29 protein-coding genes and 4 tRNA genes are annotated in these 25707 nt (G+C 67.6%); 21 read left to right on the top strand and 12 right to left on the bottom strand.

What is annotated here, in order from left to right:
* Positions 1-257: 257 nt before the first annotated feature.
* From menE to QM806_RS08005, 7 genes are all read right to left on the bottom strand, one after another.
* Entirely contained in the window at positions 258-1403 is a 1146-nt protein-coding gene (menE, locus tag QM806_RS07975) for an o-succinylbenzoate--CoA ligase (RefSeq protein ID WP_283290993.1), read from the bottom strand.
* A complete protein-coding gene (locus QM806_RS07980) occupies positions 1400-1699 on the bottom strand; it encodes a DUF3349 domain-containing protein (RefSeq protein WP_005252058.1) in 300 nt (99 codons plus the stop codon). The genes menE and QM806_RS07980 overlap by 4 nt, the downstream gene beginning before the upstream one ends.
* Before the next feature lie 2 nt (positions 1700-1701).
* Positions 1702-2055: a DUF3349 domain-containing protein gene (locus QM806_RS07985; protein ID WP_005258309.1), complete on the bottom strand. Its 354-nt coding sequence runs from the start codon at positions 2053-2055 to the stop codon at positions 1702-1704.
* 45 nt (positions 2056-2100) lie between these two features.
* The gene (locus QM806_RS07990; protein ID WP_005258308.1) at positions 2101-2367 is read right to left on the bottom strand and encodes a hypothetical protein; all 267 of its coding nucleotides are present in this window, start codon (positions 2365-2367) and stop codon (positions 2101-2103) included.
* 10 nt (positions 2368-2377) lie between these two features.
* Positions 2378-3586: an inorganic phosphate transporter gene (locus QM806_RS07995; protein ID WP_283290996.1), complete on the bottom strand. Its 1209-nt coding sequence runs from the start codon at positions 3584-3586 to the stop codon at positions 2378-2380.
* Positions 3587-3665: 79 nt separating this feature from the next.
* Positions 3666-4061 carry a VOC family protein gene (locus QM806_RS08000; protein ID WP_005258305.1) on the bottom strand — a complete coding sequence of 132 codons (396 nt, stop codon included), beginning with the start codon at positions 4059-4061 and terminating at the stop codon, positions 3666-3668.
* A gap of 3 nt (positions 4062-4064) precedes the next feature.
* Positions 4065-4514: a hypothetical protein gene (locus tag QM806_RS08005; protein WP_005564458.1), complete on the bottom strand. Its 450-nt coding sequence runs from the start codon at positions 4512-4514 to the stop codon at positions 4065-4067.
* 93 nt (positions 4515-4607) lie between these two features.
* Here QM806_RS08005 and QM806_RS08010 point away from each other — a divergent pair, with 93 nt between their 5' ends.
* A complete protein-coding gene (locus QM806_RS08010; protein ID WP_283290998.1) occupies positions 4608-6995 on the top strand; it encodes an arylsulfatase in 2388 nt (795 codons plus the stop codon).
* 6 nt (positions 6996-7001) lie between these two features.
* Here QM806_RS08010 and QM806_RS08015 read toward each other — a convergent pair whose 3' ends face one another.
* Entirely contained in the window at positions 7002-7895 is an 894-nt protein-coding gene (locus QM806_RS08015; RefSeq protein ID WP_283291000.1) for a 1,4-dihydroxy-2-naphthoyl-CoA synthase, read from the bottom strand.
* Positions 7896-7968: 73 nt separating this feature from the next.
* On the opposite strand from QM806_RS08015, the gene QM806_RS08020 reads away from it, so the two are divergent.
* From QM806_RS08020 to QM806_RS08030, 3 genes are read left to right on the top strand one after another with little or no spacing between them, the layout of a single operon-like run.
* Complete coding sequence (locus QM806_RS08020; RefSeq protein WP_005258299.1) at positions 7969-8622, top strand: PaaI family thioesterase; 654 nt, start codon at positions 7969-7971, stop codon at positions 8620-8622.
* 4 nt (positions 8623-8626) lie between these two features.
* Positions 8627-9628 (top strand): o-succinylbenzoate synthase, encoded by a 1002-nt coding sequence (locus QM806_RS08025; RefSeq protein ID WP_120660513.1) that lies wholly within the window; start codon positions 8627-8629, stop codon positions 9626-9628.
* A gap of 44 nt (positions 9629-9672) precedes the next feature.
* Complete coding sequence (locus tag QM806_RS08030; protein ID WP_005574507.1) at positions 9673-10119, top strand: DUF6918 family protein; 447 nt, start codon at positions 9673-9675, stop codon at positions 10117-10119.
* 54 nt (positions 10120-10173) lie between these two features.
* Here the strand turns inward: QM806_RS08030 and QM806_RS08035 are convergent, their stop codons facing one another.
* Both QM806_RS08035 and QM806_RS08040 read right to left on the bottom strand, forming a co-directional pair.
* Positions 10174-11001, bottom strand: coding sequence for a siderophore-interacting protein (locus QM806_RS08035; protein ID WP_283291004.1), 828 nt, complete (start codon positions 10999-11001; stop codon positions 10174-10176).
* Positions 11002-11062: 61 nt separating this feature from the next.
* Entirely contained in the window at positions 11063-11659 is a 597-nt protein-coding gene (locus QM806_RS08040) for a flavin reductase family protein (RefSeq protein WP_005574505.1), read from the bottom strand.
* A gap of 93 nt (positions 11660-11752) precedes the next feature.
* Here QM806_RS08040 and menD point away from each other — a divergent pair, with 93 nt between their 5' ends.
* The 5 genes from menD (at position 11753) to QM806_RS08065 (ending at position 17227) form a co-directional block, all read left to right on the top strand.
* Positions 11753-13378, top strand: coding sequence for a 2-succinyl-5-enolpyruvyl-6-hydroxy-3-cyclohexene-1-carboxylic-acid synthase (menD, locus tag QM806_RS08045; protein WP_265146315.1), 1626 nt, complete (start codon positions 11753-11755; stop codon positions 13376-13378).
* Positions 13375-13815: a DUF3592 domain-containing protein gene (locus tag QM806_RS08050; protein WP_043793881.1), complete on the top strand. Its 441-nt coding sequence runs from the start codon at positions 13375-13377 to the stop codon at positions 13813-13815. The genes menD and QM806_RS08050 overlap by 4 nt, the downstream gene beginning before the upstream one ends.
* Positions 13816-13887: 72 nt before the next feature.
* Entirely contained in the window at positions 13888-15033 is a 1146-nt protein-coding gene (locus tag QM806_RS08055) for a glycosyltransferase family 4 protein (RefSeq protein WP_081276596.1), read from the top strand.
* Between the two features lie 56 nt (positions 15034-15089).
* Positions 15090-16466 carry an NAD-dependent succinate-semialdehyde dehydrogenase gene (locus QM806_RS08060; protein WP_005574501.1) on the top strand — a complete coding sequence of 459 codons (1377 nt, stop codon included), beginning with the start codon at positions 15090-15092 and terminating at the stop codon, positions 16464-16466.
* Between the two features lie 62 nt (positions 16467-16528).
* Positions 16529-17227, top strand: coding sequence for a demethylmenaquinone methyltransferase (locus QM806_RS08065; protein ID WP_037204242.1), 699 nt, complete (start codon positions 16529-16531; stop codon positions 17225-17227).
* A 3-nt stretch (positions 17228-17230) separates the two neighbouring features.
* Here the strand turns inward: QM806_RS08065 and QM806_RS08070 are convergent, their stop codons facing one another.
* Positions 17231-18493 (bottom strand): geranylgeranyl reductase family protein, encoded by a 1263-nt coding sequence (locus QM806_RS08070; protein ID WP_005258280.1) that lies wholly within the window; start codon positions 18491-18493, stop codon positions 17231-17233.
* Between the two features lie 129 nt (positions 18494-18622).
* Between QM806_RS08070 and QM806_RS08075 the strand changes: the two genes are divergently transcribed.
* Positions 18623-19678: a polyprenyl synthetase family protein gene (locus tag QM806_RS08075; protein ID WP_016882791.1), complete on the top strand. Its 1056-nt coding sequence runs from the start codon at positions 18623-18625 to the stop codon at positions 19676-19678.
* 144 nt (positions 19679-19822) lie between these two features.
* Positions 19823-20683, top strand: coding sequence for a zinc metalloprotease HtpX (htpX, locus tag QM806_RS08080; protein WP_005252087.1), 861 nt, complete (start codon positions 19823-19825; stop codon positions 20681-20683).
* 68 nt (positions 20684-20751) lie between these two features.
* On the opposite strand, the gene QM806_RS08085 is transcribed toward htpX, so the two are convergent.
* A complete protein-coding gene (locus QM806_RS08085; protein WP_005252088.1) occupies positions 20752-21243 on the bottom strand; it encodes a YajQ family cyclic di-GMP-binding protein in 492 nt (163 codons plus the stop codon).
* A gap of 198 nt (positions 21244-21441) precedes the next feature.
* Here QM806_RS08085 and QM806_RS08090 point away from each other — a divergent pair.
* The 10 genes from QM806_RS08090 (at position 21442) to rplK (ending at position 25552) form a co-directional block, all read left to right on the top strand.
* A tRNA-Tyr gene (locus QM806_RS08090) sits at positions 21442-21524 on the top strand.
* Between the two features lie 347 nt (positions 21525-21871).
* Positions 21872-21944, top strand: a tRNA-Thr gene (locus QM806_RS08095).
* A 45-nt stretch (positions 21945-21989) separates the two neighbouring features.
* Positions 21990-22062: transfer RNA gene (locus QM806_RS08100), tRNA-Met, on the top strand.
* 61 nt (positions 22063-22123) lie between these two features.
* The gene (gene rpmG, locus QM806_RS08105) at positions 22124-22291 is read left to right on the top strand and encodes a 50S ribosomal protein L33 (protein ID WP_005252089.1); all 168 of its coding nucleotides are present in this window, start codon (positions 22124-22126) and stop codon (positions 22289-22291) included.
* An 89-nt stretch (positions 22292-22380) separates the two neighbouring features.
* Positions 22381-22944 (top strand): (3R)-hydroxyacyl-ACP dehydratase subunit HadA, encoded by a 564-nt coding sequence (gene hadA, locus QM806_RS08110; RefSeq protein ID WP_005252090.1) that lies wholly within the window; start codon positions 22381-22383, stop codon positions 22942-22944.
* The gene (gene hadB / locus QM806_RS08115; protein ID WP_005252091.1) at positions 22931-23356 is read left to right on the top strand and encodes a (3R)-hydroxyacyl-ACP dehydratase subunit HadB; all 426 of its coding nucleotides are present in this window, start codon (positions 22931-22933) and stop codon (positions 23354-23356) included. The genes hadA and hadB overlap by 14 nt, the downstream gene beginning before the upstream one ends.
* A gap of 184 nt (positions 23357-23540) precedes the next feature.
* A tRNA-Trp gene (locus QM806_RS08120) sits at positions 23541-23613 on the top strand.
* 31 nt (positions 23614-23644) lie between these two features.
* Positions 23645-24097, top strand: a complete 453-nt coding sequence (gene secE, locus QM806_RS08125) for a preprotein translocase subunit SecE (RefSeq protein WP_005258268.1) — start codon at positions 23645-23647, stop codon at positions 24095-24097.
* A 58-nt stretch (positions 24098-24155) separates the two neighbouring features.
* Complete coding sequence (gene nusG / locus QM806_RS08130) at positions 24156-25058, top strand: transcription termination/antitermination protein NusG (RefSeq protein WP_005571707.1); 903 nt, start codon at positions 24156-24158, stop codon at positions 25056-25058.
* A 59-nt stretch (positions 25059-25117) separates the two neighbouring features.
* Entirely contained in the window at positions 25118-25552 is a 435-nt protein-coding gene (gene rplK / locus QM806_RS08135; RefSeq protein ID WP_005252095.1) for a 50S ribosomal protein L11, read from the top strand.
* The last annotated feature ends 155 nt before the right edge of the window (positions 25553-25707 follow it).

The raw sequence follows: 25707 nt of genomic DNA on the forward strand, positions 1-25707 counted from the left end.
TCGAGAAGGCCACGAAAACTCGAGCCGACACGCCGAGCTAACAAAGTACTACTAGGGCTCTGCGTCGGAAGATCACGTCGTCGCTCATGGCGACATCGTGCCCCACCCCGCAGAAGTGATTGGTTCGCTCACCTGGGCTTTCGCGGAGCCTGTGGATAGAGGTCGGCGTGTGGACAACAGCATCCGCGTGGATTTTGGCCAGACGCGCGGAAATTGCGGGCGCATCTGGCCAATGTCTCCGCAGACGGGCGAATCCGCTAGCCGAACCGCGATTCCAGTGCGCGCCGGTCGATCTTCCCCGGACCTCTGAGGGGGAGGGTGTCGACGAGGTGCAGTTCGCGTGGGGCGGCGGTGGGGTCGAGCGTGAATTCGACGAAGGAACGGAGTTCGGCGAGTGTCGGTTCGGTGCCGGGCTCGGCGACGACGACGGCGGTGACGCGGCGCCCCAGTCGCTCGTCGGGGAGGCCGATCACCGCGCATTCCCGGACGGCGGGGTGCGCGACGAGAGCCGCCTCGACCACCTGCGGGACGACGGTGAGACCGCCGGTGGAGATGGCTTCGTCGAGTCTGCCGGAGATGCCGAGGACGTCGTCGGTGACGGCGCCGGCGTCGTCGGTGCGGAACCAGCCGGGTTCGGCGAACGCCGGATGGTCGGGGAGTCCGCGGTAACCGGATGCGAGCATGGGCCCGCCGAGGAGGACACGGCCGTCACCGTCGATCCGTACTCGGGCACCGCCGAGGGGAACCCCGTCGTACACGCACCCGCCGCACGTCTCGCTCATTCCATACGTACGGACGACGGTGATGCCGGCGTCTACGGCGCGACGCAGGACGGGGGCGGGGGTCGCGGCTCCGCCGAGGAGCACGGCGTCGAGTGCGGCCAGCGACGCCACGGCTTCGGGGTGGTCGAGGGCCTTGACCAGCTGGGTCGGAACGAGCGAGGTGTAGCGGCGGGGACCGCTCATCGACGCGACAGCGGCAGGAAGCACACCGGGGTCGAAGCCGTCGGTCACGTCGATCACCACCGGCTCGGTGCCGGCGAGGACACTGCGCAGCAATACCTGCATACCCGCGATGTGGTGGGCGGGAAGGGCCAGCAGCCAGGAGCCCGGACCGCCGAGCCGCGCGTGCGTCGCGTCACCGCTGGCGCGGAGGGCGGCCGCGGACAGCATGGCCCCCTTCGGCACTCCCGTCGTGCCGGACGTCGCGACCACGAGGGCGACACCGTCGTCGATCGGCTCCCCGGGGTGCAACGCGTCCGTCAGTCGGCGGGTCTCCCGCTCGTCCGCGGCGGGGACGGGGAGCACGGCCGGGCCGGTTCCGTCGAGGATCGCCGACAGTTGCGGCAGGATGCCGAGAACCCCGACGCCCGACGGGACGGGCAGGACCTGCAGTTCGCTCACTGGGCAGGCCCGGCCAGCGGCCAGCCGCCTGCGGCGAGGTTGCTGCGCACCCGGTCTACGTCCGACTCCAGCGGCAACTCGTCGGTGACCTTGGTGATGAGCACCTGGATGTCGGTCTTCTCGATGGGCAGGTCGCCCTCCTCGACGAGGGCGTCGGCGACGGCGTCCACCTCGTCTTCCGACAGACGGCGGGTGAGCAGCGCGAACAACGGAATGTAGTCCTGCTCGGGCACGCCGTTCGGGTAGCCGGCTCGCAGCCAGCCGATGATGGAGGAGAGGAACGGTGGAAGGCTCATGGCTAGCCGGCGTCGCGGGTTTCTTCCGTGTCGCCGGAGCCGTCGCCGCATTCGGCGTCGGGTCCGACCGGCCACCCTCCGGCCTCGAGGTTCGCCGTCACCCGGGCAACGTCCTCCTCGGACGGTTCCTCGTGGGTGATCTCGCTGATGAGACGGCGGATGTTGTCGTAGTCGACGTGGCGTTCGGGTGTCTCGTGGGCCGTCTCGATGGACAGCGCAACGACCTGTTCGATCTCCTCGTCGGTGAGACGGCGACGCAGCACGGCCAGCAACGCGAAATGGTCCTTCGCCGGGATTCCCTCGGGGTACCCGGCGCGTAGCCAGTCGAGCACGGAGCGAAGTGAATTCTTGGGCACGCGTTCGGCCTCTTTCGTCGATGGAACGGGACTCGCGGTCGCCGCTCAGAAGATGTGGATACCGAAGCTGCTGGCCAAAAAGCCCTGCATCAAGAGAAGTATCCCAGTGATGATCGCGATCAGCACCACGGCGAAGCAGGCCCAGGCGCCGATCCGGCCTGCGAAGGTCGGCTGCGAGACTCCCTCACCGGTGTCCGTGCCGCCGAGCGACCGGAGTCCGAGCGCGAAGATCGCGGGGAGGCCCGCGCCGAACAGCAGTCCGACGAGGATGACCTGCCAGAGCGAGTGGATGGTGGTGGTCAGCAGTGTCATGGCGAGCCCCTCAGCGGTTCGTGGCGGGACCGGCGGAGTCCGCGGTCTCGGCCACGCCCGGTTCGATGGGTTCGGCGGGAACGTCGGTCTCGCCCGACTCCCATTCGGCGTTGACGTTGCCGGACGTCACCGGCTGCAGCCGGGAGCGCAAATACATGAACCCGGCGAGCACGATCAGGGCGGCGAACACGACGAGAACACCGGGCAGACCGCCGATCATGTGGGCGATGACCCAGCACACGGCTCCCACGATCGCCGCGGACGGCAGGGTGACCAGCCACGCGACGGCCATGCGTCCGGCGATGCCCCAGCGGACCTCGGCGCCCGTGCGGCCGAGGCCGGTGCCGAGGATGGAGCCGGTCGCGACGTGCGTGGTGGACAGCGGCAGTCCGAGGTGGCTGGACGTCAGGATGATGGCGGCGGACGAAGACTCCGCGGCCATGCCCTGGGGAGCGGCGATCTCGACGAGTCCCTTACCGAGCGTGCGGATGATGCGCCAGCCGCCGAGGTAGGTGCCGAGCGCGATGGCGATCGCACAGCTGAGCTTCACCCAGAACGGCATCTCGTCCTCGGCGGACAGGGACCCGTGCGCGACGAGTGCGAGGAAGATCACGCCCATCGTCTTCTGGGCGTCGTTGGTTCCGTGGGCCAGCGACACCAGGGACGCGGAACCGATCTGACCGATGCGGAACCCGTGTTCCTTGGTGTCCTCCGGCACGCCGGAGGTGATCCGGTAGACCAGCTTGGTGCCCGCGGTGGCGACCAGTGCTGCGACCACGGGGGCGAGGACGGCGGGCACGACGACCTTGCTGAGCACGCCGCCCCACTCGACACCGCTCATGCCGATGGATGCCATGGCCGCACCGATCAGTCCGCCGAACAGCGCGTGGGACGAGCTCGACGGCAGGCCCAGCAGCCACGTCGCCAGATTCCAGATGATGCCGCCGACCAGGCCGGCGAACACGATGAGCAGCAGATCCTCGCCGCCCACTTCTCCCAGATTCACCACGCCCTTGGCAACTGTCGCCGCAACCTCCACGGACAGGAACGCGCCGACCAGATTCAACGATGCGGAGAGCGCGACAGCGGCCTTGGGTCGCAGAGCTCCCGTCGCGATCGAGGTGGCCATTGCATTGCCGGTGTCGTGAAAGCCGTTCGTGAAATCGAAAGCGAGGGCGGTGACGACCACCACCAGGAGAACTACGAGCTCTGCGGTCACACCCAGATTGTGCGGATTTCAACCGAAAATGTACAGCTGACGTCCGGTGTCCAGGATCACTCCTGCGTATGGCTTCCCGTCAGTTCTCACCCTTCGGACGGGAGTCGCGGCGGATGGGGTGATCCTCCGGAATCTGCACCAGAACGATCGGGATTCCGTCGGGGTCCGCGATCCACATCTCGAACAGCCCCCACGGTTCCTGCCGGGCCTCGCGGTCGATCTTCACCCCGGCGAGAACAAGCTCGGTCTGGACCGCGGTGAGGTCGCGAACCTGCAGCCACAGGGCGCCGTCGAAGGAGGACGACTCACCGGTTCCGCCGTGCGCGGCAACCTCGATCAGACCCTGACCGGCGAAGAACACCGTGCCCCCGGGGTATTCGCGGGCGGTGGCGAGCCCGAGGATGTCACGGTAGAAGCCCAGTGTCGTCGTGTAGTCGCGCGGCCGCAGAATCGTCCTGCTGCTGAGGATCTCCACCCGTCACCCTCCTTCGCCGGGCCGGGCTTCGTGTCCCGTCCGGCCGTGTGTGCGTCGATCTTCCTTCATCTCCGCCTCGAACAGGTGCCGTCGTCCGTCGGCGAGTTCGTGACGTGCGCCCCGCTCGTGCTCGCGCAGCGGCGACCAGTAGTGATCGTCGAACTCTTCGACGAGCTGGAACGTCCACCGGCCCTCGACGACGTTGCGTCCCACGAGTTCGGTCTCCACCCGGTCCGCGACGGCCGCGTGTCCCGCGGCGCGGAGCGCGTCTACGGCTTCGCCGAGCTGAAGATCGGCGTGGCCGATCAGTTGATGGAACGAGTAGAGGTGCCCGCGGGCACGCTCGACCGTTTCGAGGGCCTCCGACAACTTCCCGAGCGCGGCGACGGTGTCGTCGCTCACTCCGGGCGGACGGCGGTGTTCCGGTGCGGGGACCTCGCGGTCGATGCTCATGTGGGTCAGTGTGCCCGAATCGGAGACGTCGCGTGCCCTCTCCTGCCGAGGCGACGAATCCGCCCGCGTATTTCACCCTCGGAGGGTCTACTCGTGCGTGACCGCCCGGTGCTGGACTGGATCGACAGCATCGGACGACGAGGGGACCGGGCCATGAAATCGAGCGTGACAGGCGAGCCGATAGCGGGCGGCGAATCGTTACCGTTCCCGCCGACGCCGTCGGGAAGCGTCGCCGGCCGGACCATGCAGGAGTCCGTGTACAGCCCACTTCCGAAGAAGCGGCGGCTTTCCGACGACGCCCCGAACATTCTGGTCGTCCTCATCGACGACGCCGGGCCCGGTCTGCCGAGTGGCCTCGGCGGTGAGGTGAACACCCCGACGCTCGACGCAATGTTGCAGGACGGTGTCGGGTACAACCGATTCCATACGACCGCGATGTGTTCGCCGACCCGCGCGTCGCTGCTGACCGGACGCAACCACCATCGCGTCGGCAACGGGCAGATCGCCGAGCTGGCCAACGACTGGGACGGCTACTCCGGCCACATCCCGAGGTCGAGTGCGACGGGGCCCGAGGTGCTGCGCCACTACGGGTATAGCACTGCCGCTTTCGGGAAATGGCACAACACGCCGGCCGAGGAGACCACCGCAGCCGGTCCGTTCGACAACTGGCCGACGGGTCTCGGGTTCGAGTACTTCTACGGCTTCCTCGCCGGCGAGGCGTCGCAGTACGAGCCGAACCTGGTGCGGAACACGACGGTGGTGCTGCCTCCGAAGACCCCGGAGCAGGGCTACCACCTCAGTGAGGATCTCGCGGACGACGCCATCGGCTGGCTGCGCAGGCACAAGGCGTTCGACGCCGACAAACCGTTCTTCATGTACTGGGCCAGCGGCTGTCTGCACGGACCGCACCACATCATGAAGCCGTGGGCCGACAAGTACGCCGGGAAGTTCGACCACGGCTGGGATGCCTACCGGGAGCGGGTTTTCACGAGGGCGAAGGAGAAGGGCTGGATTCCCCCCGAAGCGGAGCTGACCGACCGGGACCCGACGATGGCCGCATGGGACGACATTCCCGACGACGAGAAACCGTTCCAGCGCCGGCTGATGGAGGTCGCGGCCGGGTATGCCGAGCACTGCGACGTCCAGGTGGGCAGGCTGTTCGACGAGCTCGACCGTCTGGGGTACCGGGACGACACGCTGGTCCTGTACATCTGGGGCGACAACGGCTCGTCCGGTGAGGGGCAGAACGGCACGATCAGTGAACTGTTGGCGCAGAACGGTATTCCTACCACACCTGCCCAGCACATCGCGGCCCTCGAGGAACTCGGTGGCCTCGACGTCCTGGGGTCGCCGAAGACCGACAACATGTATCACGCGGGCTGGGCGTGGGCGGGCAGCGCACCGTACAAGGGGATGAAGCTGCTGGCCTCCCATCTCGGCGGCACCCGCAACCCGATGGTCGTCCGGTGGCCGGCGAAGGTGGCACCGGACCCGACGCCCCGTACGCATTTCCTGCACTGCAACGACGTGGTGCCGACGCTCTATGACATCGTCGGGATCACTCCGCCACGGACGGTGAACGGTGTTCCGCAGGATCCGGTGGACGGCGCCAGCTTCGCGCAGACGCTCGTCGAACGCGGCGCCACCGGGGGAAAGCTCACTCAGTACTTCGAGATCATGGGCAGCCGGGCGATCTACCACGACGGCTGGATGGCGTCCGCGTTCGGGCCACGCGCACCCTGGGCGGCGGGTGTGCCCGGTGGCATCCGCGACTGGAGCCCGGACGACGATGTGTGGGAGCTCTACAACCTGGACGAGGACTGGACCCAGAACCGGGACCTCTCCGAGCAGCATCCGCGGAAGCTGGCGCAATTGCGGGAACTGTTCGCGATCGAGGCCGCGAAGAACAACGTGCTCCCCGTCGGCGGCGGGCTGTGGGTCATCGCGCTGCATCCCGAGCAGCGGATCACGACGCCGTACACGAGCTGGGAGTTCTCCGGCGACACGATCCGTATGCCCGAGTTCTGCGCTCCCGCGCTGGGGAACAAGAACAACCGGGTCACCCTCGACCTCTCCGCTCCGGACAATCCGAGCGGAGTGCTCTACGCGCTGGGGAGTAACGCCGGCGGACTCACGTGTTTCGTCGACGACGGCTACCTCTGTTACGAGTACAACCTGTTCATCCTGATGCGCACCAAGATTCGTTCGACCGTGCCGATCCCGCCGGGCACCCGCACGGTGCAGGTGGTCACGGAGTTCGTCGAGACGCGGCCCGGTGGCCCGCTGAACGTGAAGCTCTGCGTCGACGGCAGTGTCGTCGGGGAGGGGCAGGTGCCGGTGAGCGTGCCGTTGCTGTTCACAGCCAACGACTGTCTCGACGTCGGCACCTGCCTCGGGTCCCCGGTGTCGCTGGACTACTACGACCGGGCGCCGTTCCCGTTCAACGGCACCATCGACCGCATGGCGGTCGAGTACACGTAGGGGATCTCAGAAATACCAGGGGTACGGCTTCCAGTCCGGTTCACGCTTTTCGAGGAACGAATCGCGGCCCTCGACGGCCTCGTCCGTCATGTACGCCATGCGGGTTGCCTCGCCGGCGAACAGTTGCTGACCGACGAGGCCGTCGTCCTGCAGGTTGAACGCGTACTTGAGCATGCGTTGGGCCTGCGGGGACTTGCCGTTGATCTTGGTGGCCCAGTCGATCGCGACGTCCTCGAGTTCGGCGTGGTCGACGACCCTGTTGACGGCGCCCATCTGGTGCATCTCCTCCGCGGTGTACGTCTCACCGAGGAAGAAGATCTCGCGGGCGAACTTCTGGCCGACCATCTTGGCGAGGTAGGCGCTGCCGTACCCGCCGTCGAAGCTGCCGACGTCGGCGTCGGTCTGCTTGAAACGGGCGTGTTCGCGGCTGGCGAGGGTCAGGTCGCAGACCACGTGCAGGCTGTGACCGCCGCCCGCGGCCCAGCCGTTGACGAGGCAGATGACGACCTTCGGCATGAACCGGATCAGCCGCTGGACCTCGAGGATGTGGAGACGTCCGGCGCGGGCCTTGTCGACGGTGTCCGCGGTTTCGCCTTCCGCATACTGGTATCCGCTGCGTCCGCGGATGCGCTGGTCGCCGCCGGAGCAGAACGCCCACCCCTCGTCCTTGGGGCTCGGACCGTTGCCGGTGAGCAGCACGGCGCCCACGTCGGACGTCATCCGGGCGTGGTCGAGCGCCTGGTACAACTCGTCGACGGTGTGCGGGCGGAAGGCGTTGCGCACTTCGGGACGGTCGAACGCCACCCGGACGATTCCCTGGGTGACATGCCGGTGGTAGGTGATGTCGGTCAGGTTCTCGAAACCGGGAACCGGTCGCCAGTGCTGCGGGTTGAAAGTCACGGCTCCGAGGTTATCGGGTGCGGTTGGCGGGTGTCCGCGCGCGCACGAGTTTGCCCGGGTTTACCGTGCAGGTATGAGCGAACAGGCTGCCGACGTCACCCGTCTCGACGGCAAGGGCGACGACGAGTACGAGCACCACGGCGGGTTCCCCAAGTACGAGCCGGTGACGCCCGGTCCGGACTGGCCGCGGTTCGTCGAGGGAATGCGCACGTTGCAGGACCTCGCGGTGTCGGTCGACGCCCCGGACGACGTGCTCGCGCAGGCCGCGGACCAGGTGGAGAAGCTGGCCGAACTGCTCGGACCGCACGTCGTTCCCGAGGGGCGGTCGCCGGCGGGCCGCACGATCGAGCTGCCGGGCCGGGGGAGTCTCCTCATGCCGCCGTGGAACATCGAGAAGTTCGGGCCCGAGGGCGTGCGCAGTGCGGGCATGTTCCGGCGCTACCACCTCGGGGGCAACGGTGCCGCGCACGGCGGCACGCTGCCGCTGCTGTTCGACGACCTGATGGGCATGATCGTCCACGCGTACGGGCGGCCCATCAGCCGCACCGCCTACCTGCATGTGAACTACCGCGCGATCACACCGCTCGACACGCGGCTGACCGTCGAGGGCAGCGTCGACCGCGTGGAGGGTCGCAAGACGTTCATCACCGCACGGTTGATGCAGGACGACACGTTGCTCGCCGACTGCGAGGCCCTCATGCTCCAGTTGCTGCCCGGGCAGCCCTGACGTCGTGACGTCCCTGCCCTCCCTGGAGGAGGTCCTGGCCGATGCCGTCGTGGTGAGTCTGCCCATGCGCGTGCGGTTCCGCGGCATCACGACGCGAGAAGCGTTACTGCTGCGCGGTCCCGCGGGGTGGGGCGAGTTCGCGCCGTTCCCCGAGTACGCGGACGACGAGGCGGCGCACTGGTTGCAGTCGGCGATCGAGGACGCCTGGCTCGGGCCGCCGCCCGCGGTACGAACGCGAGTGCCGATCAACGCCACCGTCCCCGCCGTCGACGCCGCCCGGGTGCCCGCCGTGCTCGAGCGTTACCCCGGTGCCCGAACCGCGAAAGTGAAAGTGGCCGAACGTGGTCAGACGCTCGACGACGACGTCGCGCGGGTGCGGGCGGTCCGCGCACTCGTTCCGAACGTGCGCGTCGACGCGAACGGGGGGTGGTCGGTCGACGAGGCCGAGACCGCGCTGCGGGCCCTGACCGTCGACGGTCCGCTCGAATACGCCGAGCAGCCGTGCGCGAGCGTGCCCGAGCTGGTGGAGGTCCGCAGGCGGATGCCCGACGTGCGGGTGGCCGCCGACGAGAGCATCCGGCGCGCCGAGGATCCGCTGAAGGTCGTGCGGGCCGGCGGTGCCGACGTGGCCGTCGTGAAGGTCGCCCCGCTCGGGGGAATGCGGCGGCTGCTGTCGCTCGCGGACGAGTTGTCTTCGTACGGTGTGCCGGTGGTCGTGTCGAGCGCCCTGGACACCGCTGTCGGTATCGCCGCCGGTGTCGCCGCTGCCGCCGCCCTCCCCGAATTGCAGTTCGCCTGCGGTCTGGGTACCGGGGGACTCTTCGAGGCGGACGTGGCCCGCCCCCGCGAACCGGTCGACGGCGAACTCACCGTCGACGCGGTGGCACCCGACGTCGAACGCGTCACGGCTCTCGCCGCGTCCGCGGAGCGTTCACGCTGGTGGATCGAGCGGGCCCGCCGGTGCCATGGCCTGCTCGAACAACGCGGAGTCCGGTTTTTCGTATAGTGTCTGCCGGACCTGATCGCTCAGTCAATACGGAGGCATTGAAAGTGGTTGCAGCTCTGAACGAAACCCTGCTCGACGAGTCGCGCGTTCCTGCGGTCATCGCAGACGTCCAGGCTCTCATCGACGCGGAGGTTTCGGACAAGTCGGGGGCCTCGGGACTGGCACTCAAGGGTGGATACGGCGCGGTCAAGAAGGTGGGACCGTCGATCGTGCCGGACGCCATCGAGGGCCTGCTGCCGGCATTCGTCACCAAGCTCGAGCCGTACTGGCAGGCCTTCACCGCCAGCGGTGAGGCGGGATTCTCCGAGTACCTGGTCGCGCGTGGCGAGGAGGTCGCGGACTCGCTCCTCGGTGTGACCGACGAGCGCATCGAGGGCAGCGACCGCGGTGCTGTCAAGAAGGTGTACTCGTCGCTGCGTCCGTCGGCGAAGAAGAATGTGATCGAGGCACTTCCGCGTCTGGGCGCCCTCGTTCAGAAGCACGCCAACTGAGAACCCAGGTGAGTGGCCCGGCGCGCCCCGGCGTGCTGTGCCACTCACCTGTGGTCAGTTGGCAGCGTGGCCGTGGCGCCAGTACCCGGTGAACGAGATGTCGGACTTCGGGATGCGGCGCTCGTTCACGAGGTGGCGTCGCAGCGCCGTCGTCAGCTCGCTCTCGCCGGCCACGAACGTGTAGGACGGCCCGGTCGGCAGCTCCGCCTGTTTCACGGTGTCGAGTGCGAGCACTCCCGGACGGGCATCGGCGTCCTCGCGCACCAGCCAGTGCACGTTCACGCCGTCACCCACCGAAACTTCTCGAGCGTCTTCGGCATCGGGAATCTCGACGAACACTTCGGCCCGCAGGTCCCGCGGTGCCGAACGCAGGATCCCGACGATGGCGGGAAGCGCGCTCTCGTCACCGACGAGCAGCTGCCACTCGGCGTCCGGCGTCGGGTTGTAGATCAGCCCCTCGTCGAGGATCGCCACCTCGTCACCGGCCGCGGCCGAGTTGGCCCACGCCGACGCGGGACCGAGGTCGCCGTGCGAGGCGAAGTCGATGTCGATCTCGGTGCTGTCGCCGAACGTTCCCGATCCCGCCAACCGGATCTCGCGGATCGTGTAGTTGCGCACGACCGGCCGGGTGTCCTTGGACATCAGCTTGTACTGCGCGTACCAGAGGTTGCTCGCGCTGGTCGGTAACCGCAGCGTGCTCTGTCCCCGCTGGGGGATGAACATCCGGAACCACTGGTCGAACCCCATCGGGCTGACGGAGTCGAGTTCCTCGCCCGCGATGGTGACGCGGACGAAGTTCGGGCTGATCTGCTTGCCCGCCACGACGCGTGCGGACGCGATCCGGCGACTCTGAGGTTTGACGAACTTGCTGCGTTGAGCCATGGCGTCGGTTACTCCCCCGGTAGCGGTGCGATTTGTCAGGTAAGCCTAACCAATCGATCCGTTAGGCGGGGCGATGCGGTCGGTCGAGCCTCACGACCTTCGGCGGCAGACCCCACTCGTTGCGGCCGAGCCGGCTGAGCGGGGCGAGTTCCGCGAAGTCCGGAAGTCCGTCGTCGGCGAGCGCCTCGGGCCGCACCGCGACCGTCACGACGTCGCCCATCACCACGAACGAATCACCGACAGGAATCACCTGGTGCAGGGTGCACTCGATGGCGACCGGCGAACCCGCGACCCGCACGGGACGGACCCGCTCACTGGGTTCGGTGTCGATGCCCAGCGCAGCGAACTCGTCGACCTCGCTGTCGAACGTGGCGGAACTGGCGTTGACCGTCGAGATCAGCGGCTCGGTCGCCACGTTGATCACGAACTCTCCCGTCGCCTCGATGTTGCGGAGGCTGTCCTTGCGGGTCACCGACGTGAACTGCACCACCGGCGGGTGGGTGCTGGACACAGAGAAGAAGCTGTACGGGGCCAGGTTGGCCACCCCGTCCGCCGAGACGGTGGACACCCACGCGATCGGCCGGGGCACGATCGAGGCGGTCAGCACCTGATACATGCGGTGTGGGGGAAGTTCGGCGGGATCGAAGACTGTGCGCATGCGTTCATGGTGTCAGCGCCTGCGATGTGGCCGTGAACTCACCCGGCGAGGTCGCCGGGCGGGGGTGCCGGAGGATCTGACACTCTTGATGTCGTGAACCCGTCCACTGCACAAGCCACCGCGGTCGTCGACGAACTGGTCCGCGGGGGAGTACGCGAGGTCGTGCTCTGCCCGGGTTCGCGCAACGCGCCGCTGGCGTTCGCCCTGCAGGCCGCCGACCTCGAGGGCAGGCTCCGTCTGCACATGCGCATCGACGAACGCACCGCGGGATTCCTCGCGCTCGGCCTGGCCGTGGCCGGCAAGCGTCCCGTCCCGATCGTCATGACGTCCGGCACCGCCGTCGCCAATCTCGGACCCGCGGTCCTCGAGGCGAACTACGCCCGGGTGCCGCTCGTGGTGCTCAGCGCCAACCGCCCGTACGAGATGCTCGGCACGGGCGCCAACCAGACCATCGAACAACTCGGTCTGTTCGGCAGCCAGGTGCGCGCGACCATCAGCCTGGGCCTGGCCGAGGACGATGCCCGGCAGAACAGCCAGTGGCGTTCGGCCGTGTGCCGGGTCCTCGCCGCAGCGCGCGGCACGAGGTCGGGCAACGCCGGTCCCGTGCACTTCGACATCCCGCTCCGGGAACCGCTCGTCCCCGACGTCCACGCGCAGGGTCCGGTCCCGCAGGGACGACCGGGCGGGGCGGCGTGGACCACCACCCAGCACGCGACGCTCGACGTGCCGATGGACCTCGACCTCACCCTCGACACCATCGTGATCTCCGGGCACGGGTCCGCCCTGCGGCCCGAACTCGCCGGACTGCCGACGGTCGCCGAGCCGACCGCGCCGCTGCACGGCATCCCGGTGCATCCGATGGCGTTGCCGCAGCTCAAACCGCGGCAGGCCGTCATCACCGGACGCCCCACCCTCCACCGGTCCGTGTCGAAGGTCCTCGCCGATCCGGCGGTGGCCGTCTACGCGCTCACCACCGGCCCCCGCTGGCCCGACGTGTCCGGCAACGTGCTGGCCACCGGAACCCGGGCGGTCGTGTCCGGTGAACCCGACCGGGCCTGGATCAATCGCTGCCGCACGCTGTCCGAACACACCGACAAGGCGGTGCGCGCACAGCTCGCCGCCCACCCGAAGGCGACGGGACTGCACGTGGCGGCCGCCGTCATGGACGCCCTGACAGACGGTGACCAGTTGCTGCTCGGGGCGTCCAACCCCGTGCGGGACGCCGCGCTCGTCAGCTATCCGGCGCCGAAGATCCGGGTGCTGTCCAACCGGGGTGTCGCCGGCATCGACGGCACCGTGTCCGCGGCCGTCGGGGCGGCGCTGGCCTACGAGGAGGGGCGGACGGTGGCCCTGCTCGGCGACCTGACGTTCCTGCACGACGCGTCCGGGCTGCTCATCGGCTCGGGCGAACCGCGGCCCCGGGACCTGACCATCGTGGTCGCCAACGACGACGGTGGCGGCATCTTCGAACTGCTCGAGCAGGGCGATCCGCAGTACGCCGGGGTGTTCGAGCGGGTCTTCGGTACTCCGCACGGGATGGATCTCGCCGCACTCTGTGCCGCCTACCGGGTGGAGCATCACCTGGTGGGTCTGGGTGAGCTGTCGACGCGGCTGAGCGCGCCCGACGCGCCCGGCGACCGCGGAATCCGGGTGCTCGAGGTGACCACCGAACGTTCCGGGCTGCGCGAACTGCACGCCGCGGTGCGGGCACAACTGTGAATGCGCGGGTGTCGCGGCGCGTCCGGCGGGGGGTGCTGGTGGCGGTGATCGGCATCTCGGTCCTGGCCGTGCTCCTCGTACTGGCCGCCTGGCGCAACGACCACACCATCCAATCCGACCGGGGCGTGGCCACGGCGGAGGTGCTGTCGGCGGGCTCGCTGCGGTCGGCTATCAGCTTCGTCACCCCTGACGGGGTGACGCACAACCCCGAACTGGGCGTGCTGTACCCGACGAAGCTCACGGTGGGGCAGCGCATCGACGTCGAGTACGCGCGCAGCGACCCCGACCTGGTGCGGGTGTCCGGGCGCGACGCCAGCGTCGCCGTCGTCCCCGCCGGTTCGCTGATCGTCGTGACCTGGCTGATCGCGGGACCGGTGATCTGGTACCTGCGGCGGCGGGAGAGTTCGGCGGAGGCCCAGCCGGCAGTGTCATCCTGAGTTTCCCGGAACTTCGCGCGACGGTCACGTCGATCTCGCTGCTGTGACCACGAGCACTGCCACGCTGAGCGCGTGAGAGTAGCCATCGTCGCGGAATCGTTTCTTCCCAACATGAACGGTGTGACCAACTCGGTGCTGCGGGTTCTCGACCATTTGCAGCGCACCGGACACCAGGCGATGGTCGTCGCCCCGGACACGGTCGGATCGCAGACGTCCGCGCCGACCGAACACGGCGGCGTACCCGTCTACCGGGTGCCTGCGGTGATGGTGCCGAAGGTCAGTTCGCTCCCGGTGGGTCTGCCGCAGCCCGGACTCACCGCCGCGCTGCGGGCGTTCGACCCCGACGTCGTGCATCTGGCGTCACCGTTCCTCCTCGGTGCGGGCGGGCTGGGTGCGGCGCACCGGCTCGACGTCCCCACGGTCGCGGTGTACCAGACGGACGTGGCGGGTTTCGCCGAGAGCTACGGCCTCGGCATCACCAGTCGCGCGGCGTGGGCCTGGACGCGTCGCATCCACCGGGGCTGCACGCGCACTCTCGCGCCGTCCACGTCGGCGGTCGAGGCGCTCGCCGAGCAGCGGATTCCGAGGGTCTATCGCTGGGCGCGCGGCGTGGAGACCACTCGATTCGCACCGTCGCGTCGCAGCACCGGTCTGCGGGACTCCTGGCTGGGCGGCTCGGATCGGCTGGTCGTCGGATTCGTGGGCAGGCTCGCGCCCGAGAAACACGTCGAGCGGCTCGCCGCACTCGCCGGCGACCAGCGGGTGCGGCTGGTGATCGTCGGCGACGGTCCGGAGCGGGCCCGCCTGCACCGGTTGATGCCCGACGCGGTGTTCACCGGGCAGCTCGGCGGTGTGGAGCTCGCGGAGGCCTACGCGAGCCTGGACGTCTTCGTCCACCCCGGCGAGCACGAGACGTTCTGCCAGGCGGTGCAGGAGGCGCTGTCCAGCGGGGTGCCGGTGATCGGACCGGATGCCGGGGGTCCGCGGGATCTGGTCGCGCACTGCCGCAACGGCTACCTGCTTCCGGTCGACCGGTTCGGCGAACTGCTGCCGAGCGCCGTCGACGCACTGCGCGACCGCCGCATGCGCGCCCGCTTCGGTGAGGCCGCCCGGCAGTCGGTGCTGCACCGCACGTGGCCTGCGATCTGCGACGAGTTGCTGGGTCACTACGCGGCGGTTGTGGGCGGGCAGGACTTTCGCGAGTCCCGGGCGGCCTGACCAGCGGATCGAAACCGGTGGGGAATTCGAGAGGCCGTCTCGTGGTTGCCCGGAGTATGGCGAAGTACAAGACTGTCAATCCCGCGACCGGTGAAACCGTCCGGGAATTCACGACCTTGGACGATGCAGGAGTGGAGTCGGCGCTCTCCCGCGCCCACAACGGATATCTCGACTGGCGGACGACCGCCGCCGAGGAACGCGCCCGGATTCTGGGCCGAACCGCCGATCTCTACGCGGAGCGCGAAGACGAACTGGCGCGGATGATCGCCCTCGAGATGGGCAAACCCGTCCGGGAGGCCAAGGGCGAAGTCAAGCTCTCGTCGGCGATCTACCGCTACTACGCGGACAACGGCCCCGCGCTGCTCGAGGCGGAACGGCTCGACGTGCCGGGTGCGGACGAATCGGTGGTCTACCGCAGGCCGATCGGTGCGCTCGTCGGCGTGATGCCGTGGAACTACCCGTACTACCAGGTCGCCCGCTTCGCGGCGCCGAACCTCATGCTCGGCAACACCGTGCTACTCAAGCACGCCCCGAACTGTCCGCAGTCGGCACTGCTGATGGAGGAGATCTTCCGGCAGGCCGGTCTCCCGGAGGACGCCTACATCAACGTGTTCGCCACCAACGAGCAGATCGCCGACATGATCGCGGATCCGCGTGTCCAGGGCGTCTCGCTCACCGGCAGCGAGCGGGCCGGGACCAGCGTCGCCGAGACGGCGGGCCGCAACCTCAAGAAAGTGGTGCTCGAACTCGGCGGGTCCGACGTGTTCGTCGTCCTCGACACCGACGATATGGACGCCACGGTCAAGACCGCGACCCGTGCCCGCCTGTCCAACGCGGGCCAGGCCTGCAACTCTCCCAAACGTTTCATCGTGACCGAGCCGAACTACGACGAGTTCGTCTCCAAGCTCGCCGAGTCCTTCAAGGCCACCCCGACCGGCGATCCGCTCGACGCGAAGACCGTCCTCGGGCCGCTGTCCTCGCAGAGTGCCGCGGATTCGCTGATCGAGCAGATCGAGGACGCCGTCGCCAAGGGCGCGACGCTCCTCGCCGGCGGGAAGAAGATCGACGGCCCCGGCTCGTACGTCGAACCGACCCTGCTCGTCGACGTGACCCCCGAGATGCGGGCGTACAGCGAGGAACTGTTCGGGCCCGTCGGCGTCGTCTACAAGGTCGCCACCGCCGACGAAGCCGTGGAACTCGCCAACTCCTCCTCCTACGGTCTCAGCGGTTCGGTGTGGAGCACCGACCTCGACGGGGCACGTGAGGTCGCCGACCGGCTCGACGTCGGCATGGCCTTCGTCAACGAGCACGGCACCACGCTTCCCGGGTTGCCGTTCGGCGGCGTCAAGCGCTCCGGCGTCGGGCGCGAACTCGGTCCGTGGGGAATGGACGAATTCGTCAACAAGAAGCTGGTGCGGGTCTCCAAGAAGTGACCGCCTCGCCGCCGCGCCCGGCGCCGACATCGGCGCCGGGCGCGGTTGGTAGCGTTTCGGGCGTGGCAACTACACACGGTTCGCGGGCGTCGCTCGAAAAGGATCCGCACGAGGTCGCGTCGATGTTCGACGGCGTCGCGAAGCGCTACGACCTCACCAACACGATCCTGTCGTTCGGTCAGGACCGCAGTTGGCGCAAGGCGACGCGCTCGGCCCTGGCACTGAAGCCGGGGGAGCGCGTTCTCGACCTCGCGGCGGGGACCGGGGTCTCTACCGTCGAGCTCGGACGGTCGGGTGCCTGGTGTGTGGCCACCGACTTCTCCAAGGGGATGCTGCAGGCCGGCAGTGGACGCCACGTCCCGATGGTCGCGGGCGACGCGATGCACCTGCCCTACGCCGACGCCGTGTTCGACGCCGCGACCATCTCCTTCGGGCTGCGCAACGTCTCCGACTTCGACGCCGGTCTCCGCGAGATCGCCCGCGTCACCAAACCCGGCGGGCGCCTCGTCGTGAGCGAGTTCTCGACCCCGGTGTTCGGGCCGTTCCGCACGGTCTACATGGAGTACCTGATGAGGGCGCTGCCGCGGGTCGCGCGCGCCGTCAGCAGCAACCCCGACGCCTACGTGTACCTCGCGGAGTCCATCCGCGCCTGGCCGACCCAGCAGGAACTCGCGCAGCGCATCGAGGCCGCCGGGTGGCGGAACGTGCAGTGGCGCAACCTCACCGGCGGTGTGGTTGCCCTGCACCGCGCCACCCGCTGAACGTCAGCCGAACAGCGGTCGTGAGTCGACCTTCGTCGACAGCAGACCGGACGCCCGCCACGCGCGGGCGGTGAGGTCGCTGTCCTCCTCGGTGACGAGGTTGCCCATGACCCGGACCGCGATGGTCATCAGCGCACGGGACCGCATGGCCACCGGACCGGACGCGGGCAGAACCCGGGGGACGGTCAGCAGCCCGGCGAGTCGCCGCGCCACGGAGAACGCCCGGCCGTACCGCTCCCGGAGGATCGCGGGCCACAGCTCCGTCAGGTCGTCGGCGTCGAGGATTTCCGCGACCAGGCGACCGCCTTCGAGCCCGTAATCGATGCCCTCGCCGTTCAGCGGATTCACGCACGCCGCCGCGTCGCCGATGATCGCCCAGTTCCGGCCCGCGATGTGGGACACCGCACCGCCCATCGGCAGCAACGCAGACGCCACCGCGCGCAGCTCGCCGTCCCAGTTCCATTCGTCGCGCCGCTGCGCCGTGTACAGGTCGAGCAGCGGTCGCAGCGCACCCGGGGCCGGACGTTTGGCTGTGGCCAGTGTGCCGACGCCGATGTTCACCTCACCGGTGCCGAGGGGGAATACCCAGCCGTAGCCCGACTGCAGCGTCCCCGCTCCGTCCCGCAGCTCGAGGTGCGAGGTGATCCACGGGTCGGCGCTGCGGTCGGTGGCGATGTAGGCGCGGGCGGCAACACCGTAGGCCGTGTCCCGGTGCCATTCACGGCCGAGCTGCTTGCCCAGTGTGGATCGGACGCCGTCCGCGACGATCAGCGTCCGGCAGCCGATCGTGTGGGTTCCGTCGGACGTCTTCAGCGTCACCGCCGTTACCCGGTCGCCGTCCCGTTCGACGCCGATTGCCTTGGCGCCCTGCACCATGACGGCCCCGGCGTCGACGGCGGTCGCACGGATCCTGTCGTCCAGCTCGGTGCGGGCGACGGCGCTGCCGACCGCCGGGAACGACCTGCCCGGCCACTCCAGTTCGAGCTCCTGACCGAACCCGCTGAGCCTCAGCCCGCGGTTGGTTCCTTTCGACCGCACCCAGTCGCCGAGACCGAGATGGTCGAGCTCGGCGACGGCACGCGGAGTGAGTCCGTCGCCACACGTCTTGTCGCGGGGAAACACCGCCGCGTCGGCGAGAACCACGTCACGACCCGCGCGGGCCGCCCACGCGGCAGCCGAGGAACCGGCCGGACCAGCACCGATGACCAGGACATCGGTGGCGGTGGGAAGCGGGGATCCCGCGGGCGACTGTTCTGCTGCGACCACACCTACATCCTGTCAGGCTTCGCTATGCGACCGCGGCGAGGCCGACGGGCAGCGGAACCGCTAGGTTCACTACCGTGGTAGCCGAGCCGCCACCGACGGCGCGGGAACCGAGCCGTCACTGACGACAGGATGGGTACTGAGAACGTGAGCACCGAGGGCGCAGCACACACCGCTGCCGACGCTGTAGTGGGCACCACGGTCGCCGGGATCGATCTCGGCGACCCGCAGCTCGCTGCCACGGTCCGTGAAGGACTGAAGCAGGTCGAGGAACTGCTGGTCAGTGAGCTCTCCGACGGGGAGGACTTCCTCACGGAGGCGGCGTTGCATCTCGCGAAGGCGGGAGGCAAGCGTTTCCGTCCGCTGTTCACGGTGCTCACCGCCCAGCTCGGGCCGAAGGCCTCCGACCCGTCGGTGGTCACGGCGGCCACCGTCGTCGAGCTGGTCCACCTCGCCACGCTGTACCACGACGACGTGATGGACGAGGCGTCGATGCGCCGCGGTGCACCCAGCGCGAACTCGCGGTGGGGCAACAGCGTTGCGATCCTCGCCGGCGACTATCTGTTCGCGCACGCGTCCCGTCTCGTCTCGACGCTGGGACCGGAGGCGGTGCGCATCATCGCCGAGACGTTCGCCGAACTCGTCACCGGCCAGATGCGCGAGACGATCGGGCTTCGCGGCGAGCAGGATCCGGTCGAGCACTACCTCAAGGTCGTGTGGGAGAAGACGGGCTCGCTCATCGCGGCGTGCGGACGCTTCGGCGGCACCTTCTCCGGCGCGGACGCCGACCACGTGAAGCGGCTCGAACGCCTCGGCGACGCCGTGGGCACCGCCTTCCAGATCTCCGACGACATCATCGACATCTCCTCGGTGTCCGCGCAGTCCGGCAAGACACCCGGAACCGACCTGCGTGAGGGCGTCCACACGCTGCCCGTCCTGTACGCGCTGCGCGACGAGGGCCCCGACGCCGATCGCCTCCGGGTGCTCCTCGACGGCCCCGTCACCAACGACGACGACGTCGCGGAGGCGCTCGCGCTCCTCGAACGGTCGCCCGGCATGGCCGCCGCCAAGGCGAAGCTGGAGGAGTTCGCGGTCCAGGCGCGCGCGCAGCTCGCCGAGCTGCCGCAGGGCCCCGCCAACGACGCCCTCGTGAAGCTCGTCGATTACACGATCGAGCGCGTCGGCTGAGCCGTATCGTCAGTATCTGAACTCGTCTTCACCCGATTTCTCGTCGTCCGTGCGGGAACCGTCCCACCACCGTGTTTCGTTGAATGATCAAGATCCCGAAACTCGTGCGACGTGATCGGGTGTCAACGACAAGGAAGGCGTGACGTGCGCTACGCAAACGGGGCGAAGACTCTGGTTCTGTTGGTCGGCATGTCGGCGCTGATCGTGTTCATCGGCGCGCTGTTCCGCAACCCCACCATCCTGCTGCTGGCGATCGTGTTCGCGGTCGGAATGAACGCGTACGTGTACTTCAACAGCGACAAGATGGCGCTCAAGGCCATGCACGCCCAGCCGATCACCGAAGTGCAGGCACCGGTCATCTACCGCATCGTCCGGGAACTGGCCACCACCGCGCACCAGCCGATGCCGCGGCTCTACATCAGCCCCACGTCCGCGCCCAACGCTTTCGCCACCGGGCGCAGTCCGCGCCACGCCGCGGTGTGCGTGACGAGCGGCATTCTGCAGATCCTCAACGAACGAGAGTTGCGGGCCGTGCTCGGACACGAGCTGTCGCACGTCTACAACCGCGACATCCTGATTTCCTCCGTCGCCGGCGCCATGGCCGCCGTCGTGTCGGGGCTCGCGAACTTCGCCATGTTCGCCAACATGTTCGGCGGGCGCGGCGGGGGACAGGGCGCCAACCCGATCGCGCTGCTCCTCGTATCACTGCTCGGGCCCATCGCCGCGACCGTCGTCAAACTCGCGGTGTCCCGGTCCCGGGAGTACCAGGCCGACCAGTCGGGCGCAGAGCTCACGGGCGACCCCCTGGCGCTGGCGTCCGCGCTGCGGAAGCTGGAGCAGGGCACTCAGGCAGCACCGCTGCCGCCGGAGCCTCAGCTCGCCGCGCAGTCGCACCTGATGATCGCCAACCCATTCCGCACCGGCGAGAAGATGAGCCGGATGTTCTCCACCCACCCGCCGATGGCCGACCGGATCGAGCGGCTCGAGCGCATGGCAGGCATGTAGGCGGCTTCGCCGCCCGTGCGCCTTTCTGGTCGTTCCTACAACCAGAAAGGCGCACGGGTGCGGAGCGCCTACCGGTAGTTCACGAACTGCAGCGCGATCCCGAAGTCCTCACCCTTCAGCAGGGAGATCACGGCCTGCAGGTCGTCGCGCTTCTTGCTGCTCACCCGCAGTTCCTCACCCTGGATCTGCGCCTTGACGCCCTTGGGGCCCTCGTCGCGGATCTTCTTGGTGATCTTCTTGGCGTTCTCCGTGGTGATGCCCTGGACGAGGCTGCCGGACAGCTTGTAGATCTTTCCGGACTGCGCCGGCTCGCCCGCGTCGAACGCCTTCAGGGAGATGTCACGCCGGATCAGTTTCTCCTTGAAGACGTCCAGGGCGGCGAGCAGTCGCTCCTCGGTGTCGGCCGTCAAGGTGATGGTTTCCTCGCCGGACCATTCGATCGATGCTCCCGTGTTCCGGAAGTCGAACCGGGTCGACAGCTCCTTGCCGGCCTGATGCAGGGCGTTGTCCACCTCCTGACGCTCCACCTTGCTCACCACATCGAAGGACGAATCAGCCACTTCACACTCCCGGTTTCGTCTAGTTCTCCCCGCCGCGACCCGGCAGGGGGCTCGCCGAATGCCGACGAGCAGATTCGACGCTATCGGTTCGCAACCGCCCGTATCCACCCGGTTTGCAAAACGGGGGGCCGTTCGTTGTATTCTTCTTTCCGCAGCGGAGAGCGATTTCGCATTGATTTCGCGCTCCTCGTGCAACCCGGCAGATTGCCCGAGCGGCCAATGGGAGCGGACTGTAAATCCGTCGGCTTATGCCTACGTAGGTTCGAATCCTACATCTGCCACACACAGAACCCCGGTGAGCGACAGCTCACCGGGGTTCTGTCGTTCGTGGACGAAACTGGGCGCCCACGCATGCGGCGATGCCGACCGGATCGTCGGCGACATGGCCCGACACGTCGCATGCACCTCTTCGGACGCGAACGCTGGGACCGGCCGAAGGTACGGCCGCCCGGCTGGACGGACTTCGGCGTGCTCCCCGAGCTCGATCGCAGGTCTCGAGCACGGCCACCAGCGGAACTGTCGGGTGCACCGACTTGTGAAAGCCGCTGACCAGGCAATTTGGTTCTGGACGCGAACTCTGTGTAATCTCGTCAAGGCTTCAGCGCGCAGCGATGTGCGAGCGAAGCACGCCCCCTTAGCTCAGTCGGCAGAGCGTTTCCATGGTAAGGAAAAGGTCAACGGTTCGATTCCGTTAGGGGGCTCGCTGGATTGAAGTGGAGCGCCTAGTGCGCGACACTCGACACCGAGGCGGTGTAGCTCAGTTGGTAGAGCAAACGACTCATAATCGTTGCGTCGCCGGTTCAAGTCCGGTCACCGCTACACAATATGCATGATCCACCCTGATTGTTCGTAATCAGATTCACCCGAAAGAAGGCATCCCGTGGCCTCCTCGACTGACGTTCGGCCCAAGATCACTTTGGCCTGCGAGGTATGCAAGCACCGCAACTACATCACCAAGAAGAATCGGCGCAACGACCCCGATCGCCTGGAGATCAAGAAGTTCTGCCCGAACTGCGGAACTCACCAGTCGCACCGCGAGTCCAAGTAACACGGTCCGGAACTAGGACTGCGTTCGCGAAGGGAGTCCTCTAGGCTGCCCTCACGCGCTGACGTCAAGGGTAGAAGAGGTTCTTTCGCGTGACTGACACTGTGACAGAGACAGAGGCCTACGTGCCCGCGGCTGTTCCTGCCGATCCTGCCGCGCACGCACTGGCGATGGTCGGGCACCACTACCGCGTCGACGACTTCTACGAGGTCGGACGCGAGAAGGTGCGCGAGTACGCGCGTGCCGTGCAGGACTGGCACCCCGCTCACCACGACGAAGAAGCCGCGAAGGGCCTCGGTTACGACGGTCTCCTCGCTCCTCTGACGTTCATCTCGCTTGTCGGCATCATCGCTCAGGGGCGCCTCTTCAAGGAGATCGTCACCGGTTACGATCCGAGCCAGATTCTCCAGACCGACCAGCGGCTCGAGTTTCACAAGCCGATCAAGGTCGGCGACCGTCTGGTCTGTGACGTGTACCTGGAGTCGTTCCGCCAGATGGGCGGCAGCGACATCATCGTCACCAAGAACATCGTCACCGATCAGCACGACGAACTGGTCCAGACCACTTGGACGACGCTCGTCGCGCGTACCGGCGGCGAGGTCGACGAGAACATCGCTCACGCAGTCAAGGACGTGATCATGCATGGCGCTTCGTAAGTTCGAGGACGTCTCGGTGGGTGAAGAACTCCCCGAGCGCATCGTGAAGCTCACGCGTGGCGACCTGGTCAACTACGCGGGCGTGTCCGGCGATCCCAACCCGATCCACTGGAGCGACGAGGTCGTCAAGCTCGCCGGTCTGGACAACGTGATCGCGCACGGAATGCTCACCATGGGTCTCGGCGGCGGATTCGTCACGTCGTGGCTCGGCGATCCGGGTGCGGTCAAGGAGTACAACGTTCGTTTCACGAGCTCGGTCTACGTCCGTGAGGACGAGGCCGCGCAGGTCGAGTACACCGGTAAGGTGAAGTCACTCGACGAGGAAAGCAAGACAGCAGTGGTCGCGATCGTGGCGCGTTCCGAGGGAAAGAAGATCTTCGGTCGCGCCACCGCAACGGTCCGTCTGGCCTGACAGCCGGGTGGATTGGGTTTGTTCCGGGGCTTTGAAGTACACTGAGATTTCTGGGATTACTCAGCGCTGCGCGCTGCCCTACGGTGCTGTACGGCCGGCAAGGGTGGCGCGCGTGTCATGTAATCACAGAGAGGTCGGTCAAGAATTGGTTCGAGGCTAGTTTCGGACCAGGTCTCCCGACCAAAGGGGCGTAGCTCAACTGGCAGAGCAGCGGTCTCCAAAACCGCAGGTTGCAGGTTCAAGTCCTGTCGCCCCTGCCCCCGGATGCCAGCGACTGAGAGGAACGACGTGAGCGAGGAGCGCGCCAAGCGCGACGGCGACACTTCAGGGTCGACGCGCCCGGACGGTGCCGACGACACCGCGGCCGACGCCACCACCACGCGTTCCGCCACGCCCTCGGGAAAGCCCAGCGGTAAGCGCCAGGGCCGTCGTTCACCGGCAGGTACCGAGGTCGCCGCGAGTTCTGTGAAGTCACCGGAACTCTCGAAGTCGGACACGACCACCAAGGTCAAGCCGGCGAAGAAGGATCGCGCCGACACGCCGCGCAAGGAAAACATCTTCAAGCGCCTGCGCCGGTTCCTCCGCGAGGTCATCGCCGAGCTGCGCAAGGTCATCTGGCCCAATCGCAAGCAGATGATCACCTACACCAGTGTCGTCCTGGTCTTCGTGGTGTTCATGGTGACGTTCATCGGCGTGTTGGATCTGGTGGTCATCAAGGGCGTCACCTGGTTGTTCGGTTGACGGAATCCGCCCCGGTGGATCCGAAGTATGTGAGTGACGAGAGGAAGCGAGTGCCCCAGTGAGCACCCCCGAGAACGACACGAATGAGGCTTTGGCCGAAGAGCGTGTTTCTGCCGAGGCGGCAGCCGAAGTGGATGTCGAGGCTGCCGAGGAGGGCACCGAAGCCGCGGAAATCGACGGTGACGACGTTGCCGAGGACGCCCCGGCTGACGAGATCGTCGCGGACGAGGCGCCCGTCGACGAGGCTGCGACCACCGACGAGGCTGCGACCACCGACGAGGCTGCGACCACCGACGAGGCAGCGATCACCGACGAGGCTGTGGCCGCCGAAGAGCCCGAGGATCCCGTTGCGGAACTCAAGGCCGCTCTGCGCCGCGCACCCGGTGACTGGTACGTCATTCACTCCTACGCGGGCTACGAGAACAAGGTCAAGGCCAACCTCGAGACCCGTGTCCAGAACCTCGACGTCGGCGACTACATCTTCCAGGTGGAAGTTCCCACCGAAGAGGTCACCGAGATCAAGAACGGCCAGCGTAAGCAGGTCAACCGCAAGGTTCTGCCCGGCTACATCCTGGTCCGCATGGATCTCAACGACGAGTCCTGGGGAGCCGTGCGCAACACGCCCGGCGTCACCGGATTCGTCGGTGCGACGTCGCGTCCGTCCCCGCTGACCCTCAACGAGGTGATCAAGTTCCTGCTCCCGCAGCAGGAGCAGAAGAAGCAGGCCGCCGCGGCAACCGTCTCGGCGGGGGAGACCGGCGGAGAGAGCTTCGCGAAGCCGCTCATCGAGGTCGACTTCGAGGTCGGCGAGTCGGTCACCGTCATGGACGGCCCGTTCGCCACGCTGCCCGCCAGCATCAGCGAGGTCAACGCCGAGCAGCAGAAGCTCAAGGTCCTGGTCTCGATCTTCGGTCGCGAGACCCCGGTCGAGTTGTCCTTCACGCAGGTCGCGAAGATCTAGCGCCACATACTTGCACTGCAGTAGCAAGAAACACACCCAGCAAGAAATAGGAAATCGAGATGCCCCCCAAGAAGAAGAAGCTCGCAGGGCTCATCAAGCTTCAGATCCAGGCCGGTCAGGCTAACCCTGCACCGCCCGTGGGTCCCGCGCTTGGTCAGCACGGCGTGAACATCATGGAGTTCTGCAAGGCCTACAACGCGGCGACTGAATCCCAGCGCGGCAACGTGGTGCCGGTCGAGATCTCGGTCTACGAAGACCGGACCTTCGATTTCAAGCTGAAGACCCCTCCGGCTGCCAAGCTGCTGCTCAAGGCTGCAGGCGTGCAGAAGGGCTCCGGCGAGCCGCACAAGACCAAGGTCGCTTCCGTGACCATGGATCAGGTGCGCGAAATCGCGAAGACCAAGCAGGAAGACCTCAACGCGAACGACATCGAGCAGGCCGCGAAGATCATCGCCGGCACCGCACGCTCGATGGGTATCACGGTCGACGGCTGAGTCAGCCCTGATCGATCGGCGGCGTCACCGTCGGCGATCGACTGACGGCACCGCCGTCGAAGAAAGCGTGGGAGGGCCGGCCAGGCCCAGACCACTACTGAACCATTCACCATCGCAGACGAGACACACACTGCGGTGAGAAGTTAGGACAGAAG

The sequence above is a fragment of the Rhodococcus sp. IEGM 1351 genome (genome assembly GCF_030056875.1).
GTDB classification, from domain to species: Bacteria; Actinomycetota; Actinomycetes; order Mycobacteriales; family Mycobacteriaceae; genus Rhodococcus_F; species Rhodococcus_F opacus.

Bases quoted from the DNA above. Each gene is read 5' to 3' on its own strand.
- QM806_RS07980 (WP_005252058.1), bottom strand. From the start codon at position 1,699: ATGAGCCTTCCACCGTTCCTCTCCTCCATCATCGGCTGGCTGCGAGCC.
- QM806_RS07990 (WP_005258308.1), bottom strand. From the start codon at position 2,367: ATGACACTGCTGACCACCACCATCCACTCGCTCTGGCAGGTCATCCTC.
- QM806_RS08005 (WP_005564458.1), bottom strand. From the start codon at position 4,514: ATGAGCATCGACCGCGAGGTCCCCGCACCGGAACACCGCCGTCCGCCC.
- QM806_RS08020 (WP_005258299.1), top strand. From the start codon at position 7,969: ATGAGCGAACAGGCTGCCGACGTCACCCGTCTCGACGGCAAGGGCGAC.
- QM806_RS08035 (WP_283291004.1), bottom strand. From the start codon at position 11,001: ATGGCTCAACGCAGCAAGTTCGTCAAACCTCAGAGTCGCCGGATCGCG.
- QM806_RS08040 (WP_005574505.1), bottom strand. From the start codon at position 11,659: ATGCGCACAGTCTTCGATCCCGCCGAACTTCCCCCACACCGCATGTAT.
- QM806_RS08060 (WP_005574501.1), top strand. From the start codon at position 15,090: ATGGCGAAGTACAAGACTGTCAATCCCGCGACCGGTGAAACCGTCCGG.
- QM806_RS08075 (WP_016882791.1), top strand. From the start codon at position 18,623: ATGGGTACTGAGAACGTGAGCACCGAGGGCGCAGCACACACCGCTGCC.
- hadB (WP_005252091.1), top strand. From the start codon at position 22,931: ATGGCGCTTCGTAAGTTCGAGGACGTCTCGGTGGGTGAAGAACTCCCC.
- rplK (WP_005252095.1), top strand. From the start codon at position 25,118: ATGCCCCCCAAGAAGAAGAAGCTCGCAGGGCTCATCAAGCTTCAGATC.